The organism is Streptomyces sp. NPDC090108, assembly GCF_044747185.1.
GTDB lineage: Bacteria > Actinomycetota > Actinomycetes > Streptomycetales > Streptomycetaceae > Streptomyces.
In genome coordinates this window covers 46,048-68,495 of the sequence record NZ_JBIVDQ010000011.1, presented here as the reverse complement: position 1 = coordinate 68,495, position 22,448 = coordinate 46,048, and the positions used below count along the sequence as shown (strand labels likewise).

Annotated in this window: 26 protein-coding genes; 9 read left to right on the top strand and 17 right to left on the bottom strand. The window is 70.5% G+C overall.

What is annotated here, in order from left to right; all coding sequences use genetic code 11:
• Positions 1 to 7 precede the first annotated feature (7 nt).
• Complete coding sequence (locus tag ACIPRD_RS31290) at positions 8 to 499, bottom strand: SMI1/KNR4 family protein (RefSeq protein ID WP_401567941.1); 492 nt, start codon at positions 497 to 499, stop codon at positions 8 to 10.
• A gap of 74 nt (positions 500 to 573) precedes the next feature.
• Here ACIPRD_RS31290 and ACIPRD_RS31285 point away from each other — a divergent pair, with 74 nt between their 5' ends.
• Positions 574 to 1,497 carry a transposase family protein gene (locus ACIPRD_RS31285; protein ID WP_401567938.1) on the top strand — a complete coding sequence of 308 codons (924 nt, stop codon included), beginning with the start codon at positions 574 to 576 and terminating at the stop codon, positions 1,495 to 1,497.
• Positions 1,498 to 1,618: 121 nt separating this feature from the next.
• On the opposite strand, the gene ACIPRD_RS31280 is transcribed toward ACIPRD_RS31285, so the two are convergent.
• The 5 genes from ACIPRD_RS31280 to ACIPRD_RS31260 all read right to left on the bottom strand — a co-directional run bounded on the left by ACIPRD_RS31280 (position 1,619) and on the right by ACIPRD_RS31260 (position 5,119).
• A complete protein-coding gene (locus tag ACIPRD_RS31280; RefSeq protein ID WP_356410792.1) occupies positions 1,619 to 2,365 on the bottom strand; it encodes a hypothetical protein in 747 nt (248 codons plus the stop codon).
• Positions 2,366 to 2,926: 561 nt separating this feature from the next.
• Positions 2,927 to 3,262, bottom strand: coding sequence for a DUF6368 family protein (locus ACIPRD_RS31275; RefSeq protein WP_401567935.1), 336 nt, complete (start codon positions 3,260 to 3,262; stop codon positions 2,927 to 2,929).
• 114 nt (positions 3,263 to 3,376) lie between these two features.
• Positions 3,377 to 3,571, bottom strand: a complete 195-nt coding sequence (locus ACIPRD_RS31270; RefSeq protein ID WP_401567933.1) for a hypothetical protein — start codon at positions 3,569 to 3,571, stop codon at positions 3,377 to 3,379.
• Between the two features lie 143 nt (positions 3,572 to 3,714).
• The gene (locus tag ACIPRD_RS31265) at positions 3,715 to 4,248 is read right to left on the bottom strand and encodes a 2'-5' RNA ligase family protein (RefSeq protein WP_401567931.1); all 534 of its coding nucleotides are present in this window, start codon (positions 4,246 to 4,248) and stop codon (positions 3,715 to 3,717) included.
• A 148-nt stretch (positions 4,249 to 4,396) separates the two neighbouring features.
• Positions 4,397 to 5,119 carry a TetR/AcrR family transcriptional regulator gene (locus ACIPRD_RS31260; protein ID WP_401567928.1) on the bottom strand — a complete coding sequence of 241 codons (723 nt, stop codon included), beginning with the start codon at positions 5,117 to 5,119 and terminating at the stop codon, positions 4,397 to 4,399.
• Between the two features lie 177 nt (positions 5,120 to 5,296).
• Between ACIPRD_RS31260 and ACIPRD_RS31255 the strand changes: the two genes are divergently transcribed.
• Entirely contained in the window at positions 5,297 to 6,904 is a 1,608-nt protein-coding gene (locus ACIPRD_RS31255; protein WP_401568050.1) for a CocE/NonD family hydrolase, read from the top strand.
• 40 nt (positions 6,905 to 6,944) lie between these two features.
• On the opposite strand, the gene ACIPRD_RS31250 is transcribed toward ACIPRD_RS31255, so the two are convergent.
• Both ACIPRD_RS31250 and ACIPRD_RS31245 read right to left on the bottom strand, forming a co-directional pair.
• Positions 6,945 to 7,625: a hypothetical protein gene (locus tag ACIPRD_RS31250; RefSeq protein WP_401567925.1), complete on the bottom strand. Its 681-nt coding sequence runs from the start codon at positions 7,623 to 7,625 to the stop codon at positions 6,945 to 6,947.
• Positions 7,610 to 8,248, bottom strand: coding sequence for a hypothetical protein (locus ACIPRD_RS31245; RefSeq protein WP_401567924.1), 639 nt, complete (start codon positions 8,246 to 8,248; stop codon positions 7,610 to 7,612). The genes ACIPRD_RS31250 and ACIPRD_RS31245 overlap by 16 nt, the downstream gene beginning before the upstream one ends.
• Positions 8,249 to 8,554: 306 nt before the next feature.
• Here ACIPRD_RS31245 and ACIPRD_RS31240 point away from each other — a divergent pair, with 306 nt between their 5' ends.
• Positions 8,555 to 9,418: an LLM class flavin-dependent oxidoreductase gene (locus ACIPRD_RS31240; RefSeq protein WP_401567921.1), complete on the top strand. Its 864-nt coding sequence runs from the start codon at positions 8,555 to 8,557 to the stop codon at positions 9,416 to 9,418.
• A 154-nt stretch (positions 9,419 to 9,572) separates the two neighbouring features.
• Here the strand turns inward: ACIPRD_RS31240 and ACIPRD_RS31235 are convergent, their stop codons facing one another.
• Complete coding sequence (locus ACIPRD_RS31235) at positions 9,573 to 10,037, bottom strand: SRPBCC family protein (RefSeq protein ID WP_401567918.1); 465 nt, start codon at positions 10,035 to 10,037, stop codon at positions 9,573 to 9,575.
• 46 nt (positions 10,038 to 10,083) lie between these two features.
• Here ACIPRD_RS31235 and ACIPRD_RS31230 point away from each other — a divergent pair, with 46 nt between their 5' ends.
• Positions 10,084 to 10,695 (top strand): TetR/AcrR family transcriptional regulator, encoded by a 612-nt coding sequence (locus ACIPRD_RS31230; protein ID WP_401567915.1) that lies wholly within the window; start codon positions 10,084 to 10,086, stop codon positions 10,693 to 10,695.
• Positions 10,696 to 10,719: 24 nt separating this feature from the next.
• On the opposite strand, the gene ACIPRD_RS31225 is transcribed toward ACIPRD_RS31230, so the two are convergent.
• The 5 genes from ACIPRD_RS31225 to ACIPRD_RS31205 form a co-directional block, all read right to left on the bottom strand.
• A complete protein-coding gene (locus ACIPRD_RS31225; protein ID WP_401567913.1) occupies positions 10,720 to 11,382 on the bottom strand; it encodes a hypothetical protein in 663 nt (220 codons plus the stop codon).
• Between the two features lie 85 nt (positions 11,383 to 11,467).
• On the bottom strand, positions 11,468 to 12,829 hold the full coding sequence (locus ACIPRD_RS31220) for a hypothetical protein (RefSeq protein WP_401567910.1): 1,362 nt from the start codon (positions 12,827 to 12,829) through the stop codon (positions 11,468 to 11,470).
• 37 nt (positions 12,830 to 12,866) lie between these two features.
• A complete protein-coding gene (locus ACIPRD_RS31215) occupies positions 12,867 to 13,586 on the bottom strand; it encodes a leucine-rich repeat domain-containing protein (RefSeq protein ID WP_401567907.1) in 720 nt (239 codons plus the stop codon).
• A 144-nt stretch (positions 13,587 to 13,730) separates the two neighbouring features.
• Complete coding sequence (locus ACIPRD_RS31210; RefSeq protein WP_401567905.1) at positions 13,731 to 14,315, bottom strand: hypothetical protein; 585 nt, start codon at positions 14,313 to 14,315, stop codon at positions 13,731 to 13,733.
• Between the two features lie 236 nt (positions 14,316 to 14,551).
• Positions 14,552 to 14,785 (bottom strand): WHG domain-containing protein, encoded by a 234-nt coding sequence (locus ACIPRD_RS31205; protein WP_401568048.1) that lies wholly within the window; start codon positions 14,783 to 14,785, stop codon positions 14,552 to 14,554.
• Positions 14,786 to 14,882: 97 nt separating this feature from the next.
• On the opposite strand from ACIPRD_RS31205, the gene ACIPRD_RS31200 reads away from it, so the two are divergent.
• Positions 14,883 to 15,329, top strand: a complete 447-nt coding sequence (locus ACIPRD_RS31200; protein WP_356410757.1) for a DUF1772 domain-containing protein — start codon at positions 14,883 to 14,885, stop codon at positions 15,327 to 15,329.
• A gap of 188 nt (positions 15,330 to 15,517) precedes the next feature.
• Here the strand turns inward: ACIPRD_RS31200 and ACIPRD_RS31195 are convergent, their stop codons facing one another.
• A complete protein-coding gene (locus ACIPRD_RS31195; RefSeq protein WP_401567901.1) occupies positions 15,518 to 16,087 on the bottom strand; it encodes a GNAT family N-acetyltransferase in 570 nt (189 codons plus the stop codon).
• A gap of 222 nt (positions 16,088 to 16,309) precedes the next feature.
• Here ACIPRD_RS31195 and ACIPRD_RS31190 point away from each other — a divergent pair, with 222 nt between their 5' ends.
• Entirely contained in the window at positions 16,310 to 16,747 is a 438-nt protein-coding gene (locus tag ACIPRD_RS31190) for a glutaredoxin domain-containing protein (RefSeq protein ID WP_401567899.1), read from the top strand.
• Between the two features lie 319 nt (positions 16,748 to 17,066).
• Here ACIPRD_RS31190 and ACIPRD_RS31185 read toward each other — a convergent pair whose 3' ends face one another.
• Positions 17,067 to 17,795: a dienelactone hydrolase family protein gene (locus ACIPRD_RS31185; protein WP_401567897.1), complete on the bottom strand. Its 729-nt coding sequence runs from the start codon at positions 17,793 to 17,795 to the stop codon at positions 17,067 to 17,069.
• Positions 17,796 to 18,274: 479 nt separating this feature from the next.
• On the opposite strand from ACIPRD_RS31185, the gene ACIPRD_RS31180 reads away from it, so the two are divergent.
• The 3 genes from ACIPRD_RS31180 to ACIPRD_RS31170 all read left to right on the top strand — a co-directional run bounded on the left by ACIPRD_RS31180 (position 18,275) and on the right by ACIPRD_RS31170 (position 21,400).
• Complete coding sequence (locus ACIPRD_RS31180; protein ID WP_401567895.1) at positions 18,275 to 19,744, top strand: MFS transporter; 1,470 nt, start codon at positions 18,275 to 18,277, stop codon at positions 19,742 to 19,744.
• 275 nt (positions 19,745 to 20,019) lie between these two features.
• The gene (locus ACIPRD_RS31175) at positions 20,020 to 20,670 is read left to right on the top strand and encodes a ScbR family autoregulator-binding transcription factor (RefSeq protein WP_356410742.1); all 651 of its coding nucleotides are present in this window, start codon (positions 20,020 to 20,022) and stop codon (positions 20,668 to 20,670) included.
• A gap of 61 nt (positions 20,671 to 20,731) precedes the next feature.
• Positions 20,732 to 21,400: a class I SAM-dependent methyltransferase gene (locus ACIPRD_RS31170; protein WP_401567891.1), complete on the top strand. Its 669-nt coding sequence runs from the start codon at positions 20,732 to 20,734 to the stop codon at positions 21,398 to 21,400.
• Positions 21,401 to 21,830: 430 nt separating this feature from the next.
• On the opposite strand, the gene ACIPRD_RS31165 is transcribed toward ACIPRD_RS31170, so the two are convergent.
• Positions 21,831 to 22,403, bottom strand: a complete 573-nt coding sequence (locus tag ACIPRD_RS31165) for a YciI family protein (protein ID WP_401567888.1) — start codon at positions 22,401 to 22,403, stop codon at positions 21,831 to 21,833.
• Positions 22,404 to 22,448 lie beyond the last annotated feature (45 nt).

Sequence of the window (22,448 nt, the reverse complement as noted above, 5' to 3'; positions counted from 1 at the left end):
ATCGTCCTCACGGAATGTGTACCTGATCCGAGAAGCCACAGCCGTTGTCCCGGATGAACACGGCGCCGGACGTCTTGCGCTCCTGGAACACCTCGTACTCCGCGTCCCACTGCTTCCATGCCTGCTGGTAGGCGTCGTAGTCCGGGAAGTTCTCTTCCAGCGGCTCGCGTGCGTCAAGCTCATCTTCGTAAGCGCGGTAGGAGTCAGGGTGTGGGAAGGCAATGGTGAGCAGGTCGTAGTTGGTGCTTGAGTCTCCCTGCCAGCCCCAGCCTGCCGCGGTTCGGCGTAGGCGGTTCATCGCGCCGCCAGCGCTCTGTCGGAGCAAGTACTCCCGGTACTCGACGGGAAAGACAATGCCCAGTTCCGCCTCCGCCTCGCAGACCTGTGCTTCGGACAGCGGCGCCGGGGAGGAGTCCTGTCCCGAGGACGGACAGCTGAACTCGTCAACGCGTCGCCCATGGGCCACGCGTTGGGCTTCCACTATCCAGTCGATCGTCATACGGGTAAGGGTAGACAGGAGCGATCCACTGGACGCTGCCGTGACATGACGACGCCCGTGTGGGTTCTTGGGGTGTGCAGATCAAGAAGGCTCGTGCCGTCATGTCCCACCGTGCGTTCTGCGGGCTTTCGGCCCAGCATCTCGGCGAGTTGATCGCTGAGCTCGCGCCGCGCTGGGACGCACGGTGCGAGTCAGGGCGGCAGCAGCGTCGGCACGGGGTCCGGAGGCGGCAGGCCGGTGCCGGGCCGAAGTACGAGCTGGTCTTCACCGGCCGGGTCCTGGTGACGCTTGTTCACCTGCGGACTGGGCTGACTCATGAGGCGCTCGGTGTGATCTACGAGGTGGGCTCTTCCACCATCGGGCGGGCGATCTGGGAGATCCGTCCGCTGCCGGCGGCGCGTGGGTTCGCCGTGCCCGACCGACCCGGCATCTGGCTGCGCACGCTGGACGACGTGTTCGCCTACGCCGAGGCCGAGACCATCACGTTGCGCATCGACGGGACCGAGACCCAGGTCCGCCGCCCGAAGGCCCACTCTCCGGGACGGCGGGCGTTCGTCTCCGGCAAGCACAAGCAGAACACGATCAAGACCACCACGATCAGCGACCATCAGGGGCGCACTCTGTGGTCCGGTGCCGTACGGCCTGGCCGGATGCACGACCAGACGGCGGTCCGCACCGAGGGCATTGCCGAGCGGTTCCGGATGCACCCGGCGGTGAAGGCCGAGGTCGACGACGGGTGCCGCGGTCTGGCCAACGAGTCCCGACCAGGTCAGCGCACCCCTGAGGAAGCCGAAGGACATCGACAGCGCGCCCCTTACTCAACGATACGGATGGCGCGAGTTGCGACGCCTGCAATCTTCTCGTCGATCTGTTCTGACAGCTCGCTGAATCACCCACCAGCCAAACCCCAGGCAGCGCACACAGACCTCAATCGCGGGGCACCCTGTGAGCGGATGGTCGCAAGCGTGTGGACGTGCGCATTGTTCGTCGACTCCTGAAGGGCGCCGCCTCGACCGTGGTCCGGGGTGACATGGGCGGCATCAGCCCGCGCCCACAGTTCCCGTTCCGGCCTGGGCGCGCTGCCGAGATGAGCGGCGGCAGGGGTGACGTGCAGCCCCGTTACGGTGTGCTGAGGGCCTGGGCCCAGACGTTGCCGCCGTCGGCCCAGGTCCGCAGCCACTGTCGCAAAGACGGGGTCGCATGGCGCAGGCCGTCGTGGGGGTTTTCACCCCAGCTCGGTTCCCAGCCGTCCGTGTCGTAGAGCAGCACGGGGTTGTCGGCTGCGAGCAACGAAAGATGCCACTGCATGGTGCAGCCACCGGAGGTCAGGTACAGCCACGACGGAGGCAGTCCTTCTGCCCGGTTGCGTGCGTGCATTCGGACGGAACAGGGCCAGTCGATCAGGCTCCCGGGCGCACGCCGCCCCTCGGTGACGGAGGCCAGCCCGCCGTCGGGCCCGAAGCCGCCGTCGCCGACCTCGGTGTAGACACGTCGGAGGAGCGTCGGCAGCGGTCGGCCCACGATGTACTCCGCGGCCTCGACTTCGGAGGGCGTGATCGGCGAGAACAGCGGGCCGCGGGGAGCGTCGGCGAAGTAGGCCGCCACTTCCTCCGTCTGCGACTCGAGCGAGATCCGCCCGTCGCTGCCGTGAGCGACTGTCCGGCTGCGCATACCTTGCAGATGCGCCGTACCGAAGCGCTCCTCGATCCACGCCCGCGGGACCCGCGCGGTGTCGAAGCGCAGGCCCGGATTCCATGCGCGGGTACGCAGCCTGTCGATCAGCTCGTCGTCACCCTCGGGAGCACCGGGTCCGGCGGGGTGCTCCTGACGGGACGACTCGGAAGCGCCGCGCTCGGGGGACGTCATGTGCTGGAATTGTAGTGTCGGGCAGCAGAGCCTTCGGAGGCCTGGCCGGCGGTCGACAGAGCAGGCTGGTTCGAGCGGTACTCGCCGGGTGCAGGTGGATCGCTCGCAGGTCGAAAGCCCCGATGCCCTGAACCTCGCACGCGACTCCCCGGGCCGGGACGGGTAACTCAGCCCGGTGTGGACGGCCTGGTTGACAGCAGGGAGGTGCTGTCGGGCCGAGAGCTCGGCACCTGTTGCGAGCCTGCGCCCAGTGCGTCGTCACTTACGGCCGCCGACAGACAGTTGGCGTACACGGCGGCCGCGAGGCATACGGTCTCTGCTCGTCCGCCGCGGCGTCACCTTCCAGCGCGCCACGACCTGGAAGGAGTCCCCGGACCCCGACCGAGAGGCGAAGCTGGACCGAATCGAGCAGGTCATGGACCGCTTCCCGGACAAGGGACACGCCCGCATCCGGAGCGAGGAAGGCATCCGCTGGGGCGGCCGACCCTCCCTCGTCGCACGATCAGGCAACCTGGCGAACGTTCCAGTCGCAGCACCACCGCAGCCGAGGATCTGTCTGGACTACTTGACCAGCCGGAAGGCGGGGTGGCCGACCCAGGCCCGCAGGAACTCCGCCGTTCCCAGTGCCATCCAGTCGTCGTCCGCGATCCCCGACACCCCCGGAAGGCCGGCAACGACCGGCGCCTGTCCGTCCAGCAGTTCGGCTTGGGCCACGCATCCGATGACGTCCATGACAGCGGCGGTCAGCAGGGCCATGGTCACATGGTCGATATCCCGGTTGCAGCCGGCGCTGACATTGACGGCATGGGTCGGCCTGAAACCGAGGATGGCCGCCACCTCGGGTTCGTCCGCGTGCTCAGCCTCGAAGGTGCTCTCATCGCCGACACCCGGCCCCATCAGGTAGACCAGGAAGGGCCGACGCCAGTCCTCGCACTGCGGATCGAATCCCGCCAGGGCCGCAAGCTCCTTGTCCGTGGTGGCGTTGCCGAGGAGTGAAAGCGGGAACGGCTCTCACCAGTCCTCCTCTCGCCTGTCCTCGACGCCCAGTCGCTCTGCGGGCACGTTGACGGCGAAGAACCCGGGCCGCTTCTCGTCGAAGTGGGAGGACAGCTCCACCATCAACGCGCGGAACTCCCGCAGCGCGGCCGGGGAATGGCCGCAGCCGCAGGACGTCGTCGGGCCGGCGGCGAACGCGCCGTCCGCCACGACGGGCGCGAGGGGGGCCGTGTGCCCGGTCCACCACCGGCCGAGGACGTGAGCCGCCGGGCCGCTGAGCCGGCCATTTCGAGGTGCGTCGATCGGGCGCCGACAGCGTCGGCAACGGCAACGGCAACGGCAACCAGAGTGCCTCAGGGCCGGGGGCCCAGGATCTCCAGGGTGCCGGTGTCCGTGTCGTAGCTGCGCAGGGTGGTGAGGTGGACCGACAGTGGCGGCGCCGGGAGGAGTTCGGGGATTCGTCGGCCGGTGAAGGTGCCTGGGCGGCGGGTGCGGCCGAGGGTGACGTGCGGGCTCCAGCGGCCGGGCTCGTGGAGGGGGTTCAGGGTGCCTGGCGGGCTGTCTGAGGAGACCGCCTCCCACGCCCGGCGGTGCAGGTCCGCCAGCGCGGAGTCGAGTTCCAGTGCCCAGGCCAGGACCGAGGTCGGCCGCTCGAAGCGGACCACGCCGGTGAACCGCACCGGCAGCGGCAGGGCGGCCGCCACTCCGGCGAGCTCCCAGCGGATCGGGGCGGTGAGCTCCGGGCAGGCGGCCAGGGTGAGGTGGGGGCTGTTCGTCGGTGAGCGGTGCCGTGCCTGACTGGGGAGCCCCGCCTCCGCGAGCCGCCGCCAGGCCTCCCGGACCGCCAGCTCCGACGTCTCGTCCAACAGCACCTCGACCGTACGCACCACCGCAGCCTACCGGCGAGCGCCCACGCCCCCGACGCGCACCGGCCGGGGACCGCTACCCGCCGATCATGGGGTCGACAGCCGGCAGTCCGGTGAGGCCGGCGGCTCACGCACGCCCTGCTCCGGCGCAGGGGCACCGTTTCGAGGATCAGTCGGTGTCGAGGCCGTCGACAAGACGGTTGAGGAACCGGGTGAAGGTGGCCTCGGGGTCGACGGGGCGTCCGGCGGCGGCGAGGGCTTCGGCGAGTTCCGGGTGCCGGCCGTCGGCGGCGACAGCGGCGAGGTAGCGGGCCTCGGCCGCGGCCCGGTCCGGGGATCGTGAGGCCGCGGTCTGCGTGATCTCGTAGGCGACCTGTCCGGCCACGAACGCGGTGAGCTGGGCGAACACCTCCAGCTTCGCGGCGCCGTCGAGCCCGGTGGGCCTGAGGACGGCGAGCGCGTGTTCCAGGAAGGCCAGCGTGTTGGGGCCCGGGACGCGGTGCGTGGACAAGGCGGCGGGCAGCCACGGGTGGCGCAGCATGTGGGCCCGCTGGAGGTGGGCGATGTTCTTGAGATCGGTGCGCCAGTCGCCACTGGGCGATGCGGGGGATGCCAGTTCACCGCTGACGTGGTCGACCATCAGTTCCAGCAGGGTGTCCTTGTCGGGGGCGTAGCTGTAGAGGGACATGACGCCGGCTCCGACCTCGGCGGCCACCCGTCGCATGGTGACCGCTTCGAGCCCTTCCGCGTCCGCGAGGCCGACGGCTGCCGCGGTGATCGTCTCCCGGCTGAAGGAGGGCCTGCGGCCCCTGCGGGGCTCGGTGGGGGGCAGCCAGAGTTGTTCGGGGCCGGGACCGGAGCCGTCGGCACCGGGCTTTCCGTCGCTGGACACGGTCTCGCGTTTCTTCCCTGTTCGTCGAGGCGGCACTTGCCAAGCCCATCCAAGCACCCTCTATTCTCGTACACCGTACGCGAATAGAGGAGCGGAACGATGCCATCACGCATGCCCGACGCCGCGGCCGAGCGGGCCTGGGCCCCACCCGCCGGAAAGCCGCCGTTGTCCTCACGGATGATGCGGGCGCTCTGGAAGGGCCTCCCGGGGAAGCTGTACGAGGTCGGGTGGGAACCGGGTCTGGTGGTGCCGGCCGCCGACGGAAGCCCGCTCGTCACGGACCACTACTTCCCGCGCGCGGCGGGCGACTTCCCCACCCTCCTGGTCCGCTCCCCCTATGGCCGCGGCCTGCCGTGGTCTCCCCAGTACGGGCTGCTCTTCGCCGAACAGGGCTTCCATGTGGTCCTGCAGAGCTGTCGCGGCACCGGCGGTTCGGGCGGCTCGTTCGACCTGTGGCGCAACGAGACAGCCGACGCCCGGGCCACGGTGTCGTGGCTGCGCGAACAGCCCTGGTTCGACGGGCGCCTGGGGACCGTGGGCCCCAGCTATCTGGGTTACGCGCAGTGGGCCCTCGCCCTGGACCCGCCGCCGGAGCTCAGGGCCATGGTGGTCCAGGTGGGGTTGCACGACCCCCACGCCCTGTTCCACGCGAACGGCGCGCTGCGCCTGGAGAATCTCCTCGCCGTCGGCGCGGGCATGACCTACCAGCACCAGGGCATGGCACCGTTCCTGAAGGCGACGGTGCGCCTGCAGCGCCGCCTGCGCGACGCCACCATGGCACAACCCCTGCGCGGGGCCCACGTGCCCGCCCTCGGAGCCGAAGTGCCGTGGCTGGACGACGTGATGACACATCCGGAGGCCGGGGACGCCTACTGGAGCGGCGCATCGGCGGCGGAAGCGGCGGAGGGCCTCCGCGTGCCCACGGCGCTGATCACCGGATGGCACGACGCCCTGGCCGACCAGACCTTCGAGCAGTACGACCGGCTGCGTCGGGCAGGCTGCGAGACCGCGCTGCTCGTCGGTCCCTGGACCCACACCTCCGCCCTGCAGCGGGGATGGCCCGAGGTGTTCGCCGAGAGTCTCGCCTGGCTGCGCGCCCACCTGCACGCCGACTCCTCCGGCCTGCGTCCCACCGCGGTACGCGTGCACGTCGGCGGCGCGGACGTCTGGCGGGACCTCGACGACTGGCCGCCGGGCCCCGCTGTCTCCTCGTGGTACCCGGCCCCTGGCGGGCATCTGGTCCAGCAGAGCCCGACGGGCAACGCACCGCTGACGACGTTCCGCTACGACCCGGCCGACCCCACCCCGTCGCTCGGCGGCCCGCTGCTCTCCCGCACCGCCGGCCCGCGCGACAACGGCACGCTGGAGGCCCGGGACGACGTCCTGACGTTCACCGGGCCGCCCCTGACCGAGTCCCTGGACGTCCTGGGCCCCGTCTCCGCATGCCTGGGCATCTCCACGGACACCGGACACGCCGACGTCTTCAGCCGCTTGTGCGATGTGGACGCGGAAGGCCGCTCCGTCAACGTGTGCGACGGGCTGGGCCGGGTCCGTACGACCGGCGACGCGCCCTCGCGGATCACCGTGCCGATGAGCTCAACCGCCCACCGCTTCGCCGCCGGACACCGCATACGCTGGCAGATCAGCGGCGGCGCCCACCCGCGTTTCGCCCGCAATCCGGGTACCGGCCAGTCGCCGGTGGATGCCACCGTCTTCACGCCGGTGCGGATCACGGTCCACACGGACTCGGTACTGCTGCTTCCCGGCAGCGCGGGGACCGCGTAGCCGGTTCAGCCCTGGCTGGAACGGGCGCCCACGGGCGTACTCAGGCCGACGTGGTCCTGGCCGCCGCCTCGCTCACAGGCCAGTACGGGTTCGGCAGGCCGTCGTCGCCCATGTGCGCACGCCGCCAGATCTGCTTCCAGCCGTAAGGGATCTCCGGTACGAACCGGTGCCGCTGCCCGCACGGACAGGGCACCGCCACCCACGCGCACCCACGGCACCGCTCTTCCCGGCCGTGTCCGGTCGGCCTCGGCTCCGGTGGTCCCTCGTCGCCGCAGGCCGGGCAGCCGGGGAGGTCGGCGCCGTCCAGAAGGGCGTTCTGCCGCCTGACGTACTCGGGCAGCCGCAGCGGCGGGTGGCGGAACGGGTCCTCGTCCCAGGTGCGGTCCGCGCCCTCCCACCTGCCGCGCAGCCACCACGGCCGGGGATCGGTCACCGCCCGGCGCCCGGCCCGCTTCTCCGCCCTGCGCCGCGCCACGTACTCCTCCGCCCGCGCCTGCCACAGCACTCGCGCTTCGTGCAGCTCCTCCACCGCCCGTACCAGCGCGTCCGGATCCGCCTCCAGGTTCCGGGGGATCGCGGCGCTGAGTGTGAGGTGGTGATAGGTCGCCCGGAGCCCGTACGGCGCGAAGAGGGTGAGGCAGGTCCGCAGCGCGCTGTGCCGGTGGCGCGGAGGGAGGGAGGTGTCGTGCACGCGTGCCCGGTGGGTCAGGAAGCTGGGCATGGCGTGGTCCTCAGGTCCAGGGCCCGTGCGAGGGCGGCGGTGACGGCGGAGGCGTGTGCCGGCAGGTGTCGTACGGCCCAGGTCCCGGCCAGTCCGAGGAAGTCGCGCAAGTCCTGCTGAGCGCCGTTGACGAGCGTGCGGACCTGGTCCACCGGAAGTTCGGTCACCGGACCACCGGCGCTCCCGTAGACGTCGAGAGTCAGCCGGACGGTCTCGCCGACGCGTTCGGCCTTCGAGGACGGGTCGTGGCCGAAGGAGGCGCAGCCGGTGCCGTCGAGCACCTCCAGCCAGTCCCGCCAGGTCTCCAGGCCGTTGCAGCAGCCCGGTTCGACGAAGACGGTGCCCGTGGAGCTGTCGGTGACCCGGAAGCCGCCCGCGGCGAACAGGTCGGGCATGGTGAGGAGCCCGTGCAGGAACGCGCCGAGGGGGTCGGTCGGGCAGGGCCCGTGCTCGACCTCCGGCTCGAAGTCGTTGCAGTCGGCGATCCGCCTGACCGCCGTGCCGACCTCCGCCGGAGTCAGCGTCCCGTCCAGGACGAGGTGGCCGTACGACTCCTGCTCGCCGACGGGCCAGAGCGTGAAGCCGTCGGCCGCGAATATCTCCAGCACGGGTTGCATCACCATCACACGGGGATGATGCCCGGCGCACGGCCGCGCCCGCCACGGACTTCGGCTGCGGCATCGCATCCGGGTCGGGTACGCGGGTCGGGGCGAGCACGCGGGCCAGGGCGGGTACGCGGGTCGGGGCGGGTATGCGGGTCGGGGTGGGTACGCGCGCCAGGTGGGTCGGGCGGTTCACCGCGGTTGCGCGGAAGGGGACTTGGGCGGCGGTGGCCGGCCCGCAGCGGTGCCTCGTGCCGGGGGCGGCGCGCGTGCCGTCCGGCCGGGAATCCGATTGCCTCCTCATGACCGGCCGCGCATCCTGCTGTGATGCGCTTCTCCGTCAACATTCCCAACTTCGGCGACTTCGCCGATCCACGCAACGTCGCGAAGGTGGCCGTCGCCGCGGAACAGGCGGGCTGGGACGGGCTGTTCGTCTGGGACCACGTGCTGCACCGCAGACACCAGGGGCGTCCCTTCGGTGATCCCTGGATGCTTCTGACCGCGGCCGCGCTCGCGACGTCCCGGATCCGGCTGGGCACCCTGCTGACGCCGGTCCCCCGTTACCGCCCACAGCAACTCGCGCGGCAGGTAGCCACCCTGGACCAGCTCAGCGGCGGCCGCGTGGTCTTCGCGGCAGGTCTGGGCGGTCCGGTCGAGGACGAGTACCTCAGCTTCGGCGACACAGCCGAACCGCCGGTACTCGCCGAGCGCCTGGACGAGGGACTGGAAGTCCTGACGCGCTTCTGGTCCGGCGAGGCCGTCGAGCACCACGGCCGGCATTACGAGGTTCGCGACGTCGCGCTGCTCCCCGCCACCGTCCGGCAGCCGCGTCCGCCGGTGTGGATCGGCGGGTTCTGGCCACGCCGTGCGCCCATGCGACGCGCGGCACGATGGGACGGTGCCGTACCGCTCTTCGAGACGGCCCGGCACGGGGTGGTGCCGGATGTGGCCGAGGTACGGGAGCTGATCGGCTACCTGGGCAAACATCGTGCAGGCGAGTCGGAGCACCCCTTCGAGATCGTGCTCGGCGGCGCCACTCCCCCGGACCCGGCCAAGGCCCGGGACGTGATCGGTCCGCTGCACGACGCCGGCGCCACCTGGTGGGACGAACGGCAGCTCCAGTCCGGCCCCGATCTCGACCGCCTGTCCCCGGTGCTGCGTCGTGTCGAGGCAGGGCCGCCGGTGGTCTGAGGAGCCGGGCGAGGTGCCTTCGGGATGCGCCTCGGACAGTTCGCCCCCGTACATCCGGCGCACGTAGGTGCGGCGCACGTCTCTCGCGCGTCTCTTCAGAGATCCGTGCGCGGCGCCGTCGGGGGCCGGGAAGGCGAGCCGGCGTGCCCGGATGTCAGGTTCCGGCAGCGGACACGTGGTGAGCCAACTCGTCCGCCAGGCGTCGCATCACCGTCCGGTTGGCACGTCGTATCGTGGCCCGGACGACGGCGGCCAGCAGGCGGTCGGCGAGCGGGGTGCGGACCCAGGCGTACGTGAACGACACATGACTCCCGCCGGTGCCCAGCGGCTCGATGGTGTAGGTGCCGTGGGCCAGGCGCCGGCCGGCCGCGCTGACGTTCCGTTCGACGATGCGCCGCGGCGGGTCGGCCTCGACGACCTCGATGGCGACATCGGTCTTCGCGCCGCCCAGCGCGGCTGTGACCGTCGCGCAGGCTCCGACGCCGTGGCCGGGGCCGCTGTAGCGCCAGTCGGTGAGGTAGTGGTCGGTGAAGCGCTGGTGGTGGGCGATGACATTGAGGAAGCCGTAGACCTGCTCGGGAGTCTGCGGTACGTCGATCGACACGGTGACAGACTTCATGTACCACACGGTACACAGAGCATGTACCGATCGGTACAGTCGCGAGGTGGTGGATACGACCGGCTCAGGTTCTGCGGACAGGGCGGCGGCGCACGGCAAGGACGGTGACCGGCGGGCCCAGTTGGTGAACGCGGCCGTGGACCACGTCGCGGCGCACGGCATCGCGGATCTGAGTCTGCGTGGCCTGGGCGCCGCCATCGGCGTCAGTCACCGCATGCTGATCCACTACTTCGGCTCCAAGGAACAGCTGCTCGTCGAGATCGTCCGGACGTCGGAGCAGCGCCGGCGTGATCTGCTGTCCCGGCTGCGGCTGGAGCCCGGTCTCTCCTCCATCGATGCCGCGCGTCTCCTCTGGCGGCAGCTGACGGACCCTCGGCTGGCCGCTCAGGAACGGCTCTTCTTCGAGATCTACGGACAGGCGCTGCGAGGCCGTCCCGAGGCGGCCCCGCTCCTCGAAGGGTTCGTGAACGACTGGCTGGAGCCTCTTGTGGCCGCGGAGGTCGCCGCCGGGGCGGACCCGGCCGTGGCCCGGAACCGCGCCAGGCTCGGTCTCGCCACCGTCCGCGGTCTGCTGCTCGACCTGCTCGCCACCGGTGACCGTGAGGGCGTCGACGCGGCGATGGAGGACTTCCTGCGCCTGTTCTACGGCCCGAAGTGACAGAGCAGGACCGGCCGAAGCCGCCTACCGGGAACGGCGGCGGCCGAGAACGCGCGCCAGTCCACCGACCGGTGCGAGCGTGTGGCCGCCGTCGCCCGCGCACCACCACACGGCCTCGCGTTCCCGCTCCGCGCCGTGGACGCCGAGGTCGTGCCGGGGGCACACCGGCCAGACCTGCCAGGTCCGTTCGAGCAGGCTCTCCTGGATGAGGACCGCCAGGCCGGTCAGCGCCGTGACCGGGTCGTCGCACATGCCCGGCGCGATGGGCCCGCCCCAGTTCAGCCTTTCACCGTCGGCGAGGCGGACACCGGCTCCCACCGGGAACCAGTCCTCCAGAAGCTCGATCTCCGGTTCGCCCTCGATCCCGCGCGTCGGCAGGTCGCGGGCCACGATCCGCAGCGCGGCCCGCAGCGTCTCCAGACGCTCGGGGGCGAGGTCGAAGCCGGGATCGAAGCCCGCGTCGTCCAGCAGCCGCCGGGCCAAGGCCGCCATCTCCGCGGGCGGCACCTCGGCCGGGTTCCGTTCGACGACCTCCAGGACGGCGTCGGTGCAGTGGAACTGATCGAGCAGCGCGCAGGCGAGAGCGACGGCGTCCTGGGGGTCGAGCCGGCCCTCGCGCAGGCCGAGGTACACCCGTCGCGTCAGCTGTTCGGCGGCGGCTTCGTACTCGGCCATGGTGGCGTCCACCGGCTCAGTATCCCGGCACGGCGGGGTTCCCCGCCTCGGGGTTTTTCACCACAGCCCGCCGGGTGCATCCGCTCGATGCCCGTCGTCACCGGGTCAGAACCGAACTGAAGGGCGCGTCCGGGGCCTTCGTGAACACGGCGAAGCCCTCACGTGCGCGGCCCTGACGGATGAGGAGGTCGCTCAGCTCGTAGGCCTCCAGGCTGTCGGTCGAGGCCGCGAGGACGGCTATGGCCTCGTCGGGGCGACCTTGCCTGTCCAGGATCCCTGCCAGCGTCTCCCGCCGGAGCCAGAACTCGTCGTCGGAGAAACCTTCGAGTATGCCGATGGCCTCGTCGGCCCGTCCGCTCTCGGCGAGCAGCCATATCCGGAGGCCGGTCAGCTTCTCCTCCCATTCGGCCAGATACACGCGGCCGTCCTCGTCGTCGGAGACCTGGGGCGGCCGGGAGACGAGTTCGGCGAGGAGGTCGTGGGCGGTGTCGATGTGGCCGTGCTCGAGCAGTTTCGCCAGCAGGTCCTGTTCGTGGCAGCCGCAGTCCCGGTCGGCCAGCAGCGGGCGGGCCGCTTCCAGGGCTTCGGCGGGTCGTCCGTGGCGGACCAGCAGGTCCGCGAGAAGAGCGGACCCACGCGTGGGGCGGTCCGACGCGGCGCGTCGGGCTGCGGCGAACGCCGCGTCCGTGCGGCCCGCCTCCTCCAGCTTCCCGATCAGTTCCCCGACGGCGTACTGGCCGTAGGAGCGCGTGGTGAGCTCCTCCAGGTCCCGCAGACGTCCGTGGCGGGCCAGCAGCCGGGCGAGCTCCTCGACGACGTTCACGCTGATGGAGTTGCCGGTGTCGAGGTTTCGCTGCAGCGCCTCGACGGCCTCGTCCAGGCGGCCCTGGCGCTCCAGAACCCGTGCCAGCATGGCCGTGGCCTGGAGCGGACGGCCGGTTCGCAGCTCCTGCTCCACATGATGAGCCAGCAGCTCCAGCACCTGCTCGTCACGGCCCGCACCCTCGGTGGCGTCCACGAGGCCCTGGAGGTAGTACCAGTCGTCCAGATGCGGGCGCAGGAGGTCGATCGCCTCCTGGACCCTGCCGAGGACGACCAGAAGCCGGGCCTCGACAGGTGCCGCCAGCCGGTCTTCGCCTTCCCGGGTGCGCACGAGTGCGAGTGCCTCCTCGGCGCGGCCCCAGCTCTCCAGCAGTTCCGCCGCGGTCTTCACCGCCACCCATGTGCGGGTCCGGGCATACGGGGCGACGACCTGCCAGGCGGCTTCCCGGTCCCCTCTGCGGCTGAGTTCCCTGGCCGCGCCTTGCGCGCACTGCCACGCCCCAGGACCTCCGGCACGGATCGTCCCGGCGGCCTCGACGAGAAGGTCCAGGTGGCCGTGTTCGAGGAGCACGGACACCGTGCGCGGGCTTACGTCAGGAAGTACGGAGTCCGGCTGCTCAGGATGGTCGAAGGTCATGATCGCACTCTAAGGACGACCACTGACAAAGGCGGGTTCAGGCCAGAACCACGCATCCCCGTCGCTCCAGTTCCCTCAGCACCGGCAGAGAGGGATCGATCCGGTTCCACCGCAGATCCAGCTTCTCCAGCGAGGGCATAGAAGCGAGCCAGTCCGGCAGGCGGCTCAGACGGTTGCCGCGCAGGTCGATCTGCCGCAGGAGCGGGAGGCCGGCGAGGGGCTCGGGGAGATCTGCGACCGCGTTCTCCCTGAGGTCGAGATGCCGCAGTTCGTGGAGTCCGGCGGTCGACGGCGGCAGGTGGTCGATGAGGTTTCCGCGCAGCCACAGCTCGCGCAGATTGCGGAGCCGGCCGAGCGAGTCCGGCAACGAGGTCAACCGGTTGTGCTGGGCTCTCAGCTCGACGAGGCCGGCCATCGCGCCGAGGGTTTCGGGCAGGTCGCCGAGGAGGTTCTCCCCGACGTTGAGGTAGCGCAGCCGGGTCAGACATCCGAGCGTCCGCGGCAGTTCGGTCAACTCGTTGTCGTGCAGGTAGAGGCAGTCGCCGAGCCTCGGCAGGTCTCCCAGTTCGTCAGGCACCGCCGTCAGCGTGTTGTGGCCCAGATCCAAGGTGCCGAGGCGGTGGAGCTCCCCGATTCTCGGTGAGAGGGTCACGAGCCCGTTGTCCGCGAGGATCAGCACGTTCAGCTCGGTCCGCTGCCAGACCGACTCCGGCACCTGGCCGAGCTCTTGACGCCATAGATCCAACACCTGCCGCATGGGCTCGCCCCCTTGATCAACGGTTCTGGCCGCCATTGTCGTCGGGGCACGCTTCTGGATGACTCCGACTTCCGTCTGCCGCGCTCGCTGGGCGCGGGCGCGAAGCTCGCGGTGCCGGCCGGTCAGGTCCGCAGACTTGGTGTCTCAGGTCCAGATCATGGGGCAGCCGCGCCGAATCGAGTGCTGGGCGGCGCGCAGGAACAGCGCGACATGGAACGCCGTGTCCAGGTCGGTGCCCCACGCTCCTGGACGAGTGGCGGCCAGCTCCTTCGCCGGGCCACGGAACCACATGTTCAGGTCGAGGTTGTCGCACGTGGGCGGGGTCTCGGGCGGCAATCCGATCACTGCCGCCAGTCTCTCCGCGAGCAGCAGCACCTGCGGGGCGCCTGCGACCACGGTCGACTCGTCGTGACCGGCGCCGGGCGAAAGCCAGATCTCCTCGTCGAGCGAGAAAGGCACGAGCACGGTCCAGCAGCAGAGCGTCTCCATCTCCTCCGGTGACAGCTGCGTCTCGCACAGGGCGAGGAAGCCGGTCATGGGACGGTTCAGCTTCTCCTCGAACGTCTGCCCCGATCCGGCTGCGAAGTCCGTCTCCGGGGGCACGTCCGTGTACGGCGGCAGACCTCGTCGCCCGAGTTCCGCGTTGACCGCTGCCGCGGCCTCACCCCAGCCGTCCTCCTCTTCACCGAACCATTCCTCCGCGCCGACACTCACCACGTACACACCCACGTGGGGGAACCTACAGCGCGCCTCTGACATCGGTCGGTGGACGACAGGGGCTCTTCGCCACACTCCGCGGCAGCCGCTGATCCTGGGCTCACCGGCTCCCGGCCCGCACTCGCCGCCAGAATGAAACCGCTGCAGCGGAACAAAGGGGCAAGCAGGCGCGAGTAGCCGGAAGCGGTGCCGCGGGCAGGCGGCGGGGGTCGAGAACCCCGGGGGCACGCGCCGGCCCGGACGATGGCTCAGACCATGGCGACCCGGTCCACCAGCAGTTCCACTCTCCGCCCAGCTTCCGCGGGCGGCAGCCGTCCCGCGCGGGTCAGCTTCGCCAGCCCGTGGACGGCAGCCCAGAACAGCTCGGTGAACAGACCCGGGGTGGACACCTCGTCCCGGCCCTGCTGCTCGGCGAGTTCACGGGCCGTCGCCGCGACGAGGCGCTCGCGGGCCGCCGGTTCGCGCTCCTTGCGTTCCTGGATCGAGATGATGCGACCCTAGCAACGCTAGACAACCGAGCGGCAGCAGTACTAGCGTTGCCTCATCACCTAGCGATGCTAGACATCAGGAGGGGTCGTCATGCTGAACGCACTCGAGGTCTGCACCACCGTGATTCTCGGCCTGATGGTGGGGGTGGAGTTCGCCGTCGCCTTCGTCATGAACCCGATCCTCAACGCCCTTCCCGAGGACAGTCGCCAGCTCGGCCACGCCCACGGGGGCCGGATGCTCGGCGCCGTGATGCCGTTCTGGTACATCGGATCGCTCGTCCTCGTCGCGATCTGGGCCTTCGCCGGATGGCACCACCACGGCACCGGCCTCGTCGTCACCGCCGGCGCGCTGCTGATCGTCAGCGTGATCATGTCGGTCCTGCTGCTCGTCCCGATCAACAACCGGAACAAGACGTGGACCCCCGAGAACCGGCCGGAGGACTGGAAGGAGCAGGTAGACCGCTGGAACACCTTCCACTACGTCCGCGTCGCCGTCATCATCGCCGCCTTCACCCTGCTGGTCACCGCCCTCGTCTGAGCCCGCGGTCGACATCGCACGGCGACCTTCCACTACGTCCGCGTCGCCGTCATCATCGCCGCCTTCACCCTGCTGGTCACCGCCCTCGTCTGAGCGCGCGGGCGGCATCGCACGGCGGCATCGCACCGGTGGCACACCGGCACCGCTCCCCTGGGCGTCGGCGGGCCACCGTGCACGCCGCACGAGCTTCAGGCACCGCTCAAAGAACGGGACTTGTGGCGGACGTGCAGATGGGCATCGGTCCGGAACACGGGCGGCTGGGCAGGCATGACCGCTTCGAACTCGAAGCCGCATCTCTCGGCCACACGGCATGAGGCGTGGTTGTCCACCGCGTGAACCAGATCCAGCCGCGTCAGCGGCACTGGAGCCTCGTCGCTGAAGGCCCACTGCACGACCGTCTCCAGGCTCCGGGAGATCAGCCCTCGCCCTCGGGCCTCGGCCGCTGTCCAGTAGCCCACTTCCGCGGAGCCCTCGTCGTCCCCGAGCTTCACCGTCACATGGCCGACCGCAGCACCGGAGGTCTCACCGCACTCCTCCACAACAGCGAAGCTGAACCGGGTGCCGTCGGCCCAGCCCTGACGCTGGGTGTCGACCCAGCGACGTGCCTCGACATCGTCCCTGACCGTACTCGTCAGCCAGCGGCGCAGGGCAGCATCGCGATACGCGGTCACCACCGCATGGACGTCGTCGCTCTGCCAGGGGCGCAGTCTCAGGGCGGGCAGGGACGCCGTCGGCCCCACGGACAGTTGGACACTCACACGGTTCTCCGATCAGCTCTGCCGCTGATCGCCAACCTAGTACTCCCGTGCGGTTTCGCAGCAACGATCAGGCGGTGAAGCCGCCGTCGACATGGATCGAGGCTCCGGTGATGTACGAGCCGTTCGGCCTCCAGGGGCAACGCCCTCTCCCCCGTCCGATGGATTCCCCGTCGAGGGGTGTGGTTCGAGGAGCGGTCCATCTCGGCGATAATCTGCGTCACCATGATGCGTGCCTGGTTCCTGCCCATGCTGCTTGTGCTCTGCGGGTCAGCCGTCACGGCGGAGCTGGTCTCGACGGGAAGACCTGGCACGGCCGTCGTACTCCTGCTGATGTTTCTGGTGCTCGCGGGCGTGAACTCGCCCCTGATCTTTCCGAGGCCGATCAGCGCCCTGGAGGCACAACGCCGTAGCGCTGCCGACGGCCGGCCCGTCGTGTTGTGGCGCCCGGGCTGCAAGTACTGCGTCCGACTGCGCCTCCATCTGGGCCGGAACGCAGCCCAGATGCACTGGGTCAATATCTGGAAGGACCCGGAAGGAGCCGCGGCAGCGCGGGCGGCCAACCACGGCAACGAGACCGTACCCACCGTCATCGTGGCCGGCCGCGCGCACACCAACCCCGATCCCGAGTGGGTACGCGACCAGCTTCCCGCGCCCGCGTGATCAGAAGAGACCGGAGAGCCGGAGGCAGCGAGGTCTCCGCTCCCGGGACAGGCAAGAGGCAGTAGCCGCGGCGGACTTCAGGTCACGCACGGGCAGTCCCACTCGCCTGCGCCGGCCCGCCTCTCCTCACACCGTGCCGAGGAGCCGCAGCGCCAAAGCAGCTCACGCTTCGGGCCGTCCGGGCCTCTGCCGCATCAGCAGAGGCCCGGACGGCCGGCGGACGGAAGCCGGACGCCGGACGTCAGACGCCGGACCCGGCTTCAGTGCGCGGCATCCCAGCGCACGCGGCAACCGCCTCCTGAGGCCCGACGGCCTGGCGTCACTTCAGGTGCCGGGTGAAGAACTGCGCCGCGGCGTCTCCCGCGAACTGCGGGACGCCGGTGTGGCCGCCCATGTTGGCGTGCAGGGTCTTCTCCTTGGAACCGAAGGCGTCGAACAGGTTCAACGCCGCCTGGCGGTCGTTCCCTTCGTCGTCCCACTGCAGCAGGACGTGCAACGGGACGGTGACCTGGCGGGCCTCCTCGAAGATGACCCGCGGCACGAAACTCCCGGCGAACAGGACGGCCGCCGAGATCCGCGGCTCGACCAGGGCCAGGCGGGTCCCGATGGAGATCACTCCCCCCGAGTATCCGACCGGGCCGCCGATCTCGGGCAGCGATAGAAGGGCGTCCAGGGCGGCCTGCCATTCCGGGACCGCCCTTTCGACCAGAGGGAGGACGAGCCGGTCCACGATCTCGTCGTCGACCGGTTCACCGGCCTCCAGCGCCCGGCGCAGGTCGACGCGGGCCCGCTCCACGTCGGCGGAGCGGGGCCGTTCACCGCTCCCGGGGAGCTCGATGGTGGCCGCGGCGAAGCCGTCAGCGACGGAGTGCCTGGCCCGCCCGGCCAGTCGGGGGTACATCCTGTCGAGTCCGCCGGGGTGGCCGAGCAGGATCAGCGGTGTCGGGGCGGACGGCGAGGCGGGTGTCCACAGGATGCCGGGGACGTCCCCGAGGGTGAAGGCGCGCTCGACGACATCGTCGTCACGTCGCTCAGAGGTGAAATGCATGGTCGTGCCTTTCGGGAGTGCTCGTGATCGGCGCTCCCGGACGACCTATCGCCCGGCCGTGACCTCGGAGGGGAGCACCCATGCCGATACTGCGTTCACGGGTACCACCTCCTTGTTCTCTCGCACGGCTTCCCAGAAAGTAGCAGTGGTCGCCGCGGTCAGCCAAGCGGATTACGAGGCCGGCTGCCCGGACGGGCACGAAGGCGCCGCTTCGACGGGGTACGCCGCACAGTGCCTCGCCCACCGACCGGGGACCGCCAAACGCCACCCGCACGTCAAGTCGCCACACGTGTCGTCGCAAGGTGCGGCAACTGCCGGGATCGGCAGGCTCCATGGCGCAGCCACAACTCGACTCCGAGCGTGCACAGTTGGCGGTTCCCGCCCCCATATACATACCTGCGCGAAGGTATTATTCTCGCCTCGCGGCGCCCGCCTCGGGCGGCCGCCTCCCCTCTCATCCCGGAGAAAGAAGCCACACCATGGCCATCCCGGACTCCCCATCACCGCAGCGGGGCGGGTACACGCTCGCCCTGCTGGCGTTCACCCAGTTCATCGTCACCATCGACTACAACATCGTCTATGTGGCGCTGCCGGACATCGGCAGGCAGCTCGGCTTCTCCGCCCAGTCGTTGCAGTGGGTCGTCAGCGCCTACGCGGTCGCGCTCGGCGGACTGCTGTTGTCAGGAGGCCGCGCGGTCGACCGGATCGGACCGCGGCGGATGCTGGTCTCCGGTCTGATCGTCTACGCCCTCTCCTCCCTCGCCGGCGGGCTCGCGACGGACGCCGGGCTTCTGGTGGCCGCCCGCGCGGTCCAGGGCGCCGGCGGTGCGCTGCTGACGCCGGCGACGCTGATGCTCGTCTTCACCACGTTCGCTCCGGGCTCCGCGCGCAACCGGGCCACGTCCGTCTGGGGTGCCGTGGGCAGCGCCGGCCTCGCCGCGGGCTCGCTGCTCGGCGGCGTACTGACGAGTGCCTTCGGATGGAGCTGGGTCTTCTTCGTCAACGTTCCGCTCGCGCTGATCGCGGCCGTCGCCGCCACCCGGATCCTGCCCCCCGACCGCCCTATGGGCACTGGCCGCAGTTTCGACGCCATGGGGGTGGTGGTCGCCACCATCGGCTCGACGCTGCTGGTGTTCGGTCTGGTCTGCGGTCCGGCGAAGGGCTGGGGCTCGGTCGAGGGCGTGGGCGCCCTGGCCGCCGGCGCACTGCTGCTGGCGGTCTTCGTGCTGATCGAGAAGCGCGCCACCGACCCGCTGGTGCCCCTGCGGCTGTTCCGCCTACGAGGCCTGACCGTCGCCATGCTGGCGATGATCGTCTTCCAGGCCTCCGTGGGTGGCACGTACTACCTGCTCACCACCTACCTGCAGACGGCGCTCGGCTACGGTCCGCTCGCCGCCGGCATCGCGTTCCTGCCGGCGACCGTGGTCTGCATGGCGGTGTCGATGAAGCTGAACGCCCATGTTCTGGGGTGGCTCGGGGTCCGCACGACGCTCTTCCTCGGCACGGCCGGTACCGCGGTCGGGCTGGCCGCGATCGTCGCCGGCATGTCGGCGCACGGTTCCTACTGGACACTGCTGCCCGGGGTCGCGCTCTGGGGTGCGGGCGGCGGTTTCGCCTTCCCGTCGCTCTTCGTCGCGGTGGCGTCCTCGGGCGCCGAACCGGCCCAGCAGGGGGTGGCCTCGGCGCTCGCTTCCACGTGCCGTCAGATCGGCGGCGCTCTCGGTCTCGCGGCGCTGGTCGCGGTGGCGAACTCGCGCGCCGGACACCACCCCGACCCCCGTGCGCTGGTCGGCGGGTTACGAACGGCAGGCTGGGTGGCCACCGCGGCCACGGTCGCCGGTGCCTTCATCGGACTCGGCCTGAAGAAGCGACCCCGGCTGGAGACCGCGCCCGCCGTCACCCCGACAACGGCGACAGAGGTCACCGAGACAGCATCGCCCGCCAGTTGACGGTCTCTCCGAAAAAGCGGGACCCCGCCGCCGCGACAGGTGCGAGAGCCCGGATCAGAGGCACCGTGGCGTTCGTACGACGCGATGCGGCGAGGCTTCGATCCCAGGCATTCCGCTGCGCTCGGCCTCGACCGGCTGTTTCTGCACCTGGTCCACGGACTCCCCCACGCCCTAAGATCGGGAACGCCGTGGCGGCGCGGGGTGAAAATATACCTTCACGGAGGTATCCGGCGAATCTCGCGGCCCGCGCCGCGGACCCACCCGGAAGAAGGACCATGAACCGCAACAGCGCCGCACAGGCAGCCGCCGGCACCAAGGCCTCCCCGCGGGAACTCAAGCAGGAACGGGCGAACCACACCCGGCGGCAGCTCCTGCAGGCCGCTGCGGGCGCCTTCGCCGAAAAGGGTTTCCCCGCCGTCACCTTGCAGGACATCGCCGACCGGGCGGGGCTGACCAAGGGCGCTGTCTACTTCCATTTCGCGAACAAGGAGGCGGTGGCGGTCGCCGTCACCGAGGAGTTCTACGCGCGGTTGCCCGCCGTCGCCGATTCCGTCACCGCCCGGCAGCTGCCGCCGCGCGACGCGGTCGCCGCGTTCCTCCTGGAGACGGCGGTGTTCCTGCGGGAGAATCCGGTGGCGCAGGCCGGCGCCCGGCTGCAGATCGAGCGGAACCTCGTCGAGGCCGACCTGCCGACGCCCTTCAGCAGTTTCACGCAGCTCATCACCGAGCTTCTGGTCCAGGCCCGGGACGAGGGCGGCTGGCAGCCGGCGGCCGAGCCCGCGGTCGTCGCCCGTGTCGTGGTCGCCGCGTTCTTCGGCGGCCAGCACATCTCCTGGATCGAGCACGACCGTGCGGACCTGACCGACCGCGTACGGGAGATCCTCGCCGTCGTTCTCTCCTGGCACGACCGATCCACGTTCCACTGATCCCGCGTCCGTACATCGTTTTCGCAGCCCCAAGTCCCTTGCGCTGTCCTATCGTTGCCGGATGCACTCACACTCTGTTGACCGCCCGGCCGATCTCGACCTCGTACGTGAGTCCTACGATCGGGTGGCCGACAACTACGCCCACATGGTGGTGACGACGGGGATCGGCGACATCCGCCGGCATCCGTGGCTCAAGGCGTCGATCGACGCCTTCGCCGACTCCGTGCGCGGGCTCGGGCCGGTTCTCGACGTGGGCTGCGGGCCCGGAACGGTGACCGCGTACCTCGCCGAACGCGGACTCGACGTGTCCGGGGTGGATCTGTCCCCCCGCATGATCGAGAACGCGCGCCGGCTCCACCCGGAGTGCCGCTTCTCCGTCGCCTCCGCCACCGAACTCGACCTCGGCGAGGCGACGCTGGGAGGCGTGCTCGGGTGGTGGTCGCTGTTCAACCTCCCCCGGGAGGTCCTTCCCCAGGTCCTCGCCGTGTTCGCACGTGCGTTGAAGCCGGGTGGTCACTTCATCACCGCCACGCATGTCGGCGACGAGGACGCGGTGCGTACCGAGGCCTACGGAGGCGTGCCCGTCAGTTGGACGACGCACAAGTGGCGGCCGGAGCAACTCGTCGAACTGATCGAGCAGACCGGCCTGACCACGGTCGCCGAACTGCGGCTCCCCCCGGAGGAGTACAGCGGGCCCGGTCTGGTCGTGATGGCCCGGCGTCCCGACTGACGGCCATCGGGCAGCACGGCCGGCGCCTCTCGCGGCAGCCGGAGCCGATACGCCCGTGACGAGCGCGGCCGACGACCTTCACGGATCACCGGCCGCGCCGCACAACTCCGTTGGAACATGCGCCCTTTCAGCGCAAGTGACCTTGCGTCAGGTCGTGATCCCGCCGTCGACGCGGTACTCCTCGGCGGGCATCGAGTCCCATTCGGTTAGGCGGTGACGGCAGGCGGAGGAGAGGCTGCCGCACGACGGCGGATCTCGACCTTCCGGGCCGGAGAGAAGACGGCGTGGTCCCGTCCGGCGTCACCGACCTCGGCCGGACCGAACGGCCCGGGCGCCTGGATGACTTCGTCGACGGTCATGCCGAACCGGAGTGGTCCCACACCGATGGACGACGTATAGGACCACTCGTCGCGCTCCGCGTCCCCGGTCGTCACCGGCGCCCGCCGAACTCCCAGTCGTGCACCTCGATGTCGGCGTACCGGTCCGGGGCCAGGACGGCGCGTGCCGTGGCCCGGTCGGGCGCTCGGACCAGCGCTGCCGTACCCACCCAGGTGGCAGCGTCGTCGGACAGCAGCGGCCCGTAGGCGATCAGTTCGTCCTGGCCGGCCGGCACCGCGGTGTCCGCGGTTCCCGCGGTGTCCGTGGAACGGCACGGCTCCGCGCCGAAGCCGAGGACCAGATACCGGTTGCCTTCGGTCGGGCCGCCGGGGAAGTCCCCCATGGTGCGGCCCAGTGTGTTGTGCCAGCGTCGCAGCAGCACGTCGCGGTACACGCCGGCCTGGTAGTTCGGCTCGTCGAAGGCGAACGAGCGGGCGGCTGCGGGGTCGGGCAGGTCGACGATGTGCACACTGCCCGTGAGCGTTTCGCCGTCGTCGGCGAAGGTCGGGCCCCGGGCGATCATCTCTTTCGCGTACGCGTCCATGTACGACCAGTGCTGTTCCAGCAGTTCGTGGCGCAGCGGAAGGGAGCCGGGCCGGTCGCGGTGGTAGCAGAGGAACTCCATGCCCAAGGATCTCCTCACCGGACCGGCTTGGTCGAGCCGGGTCCG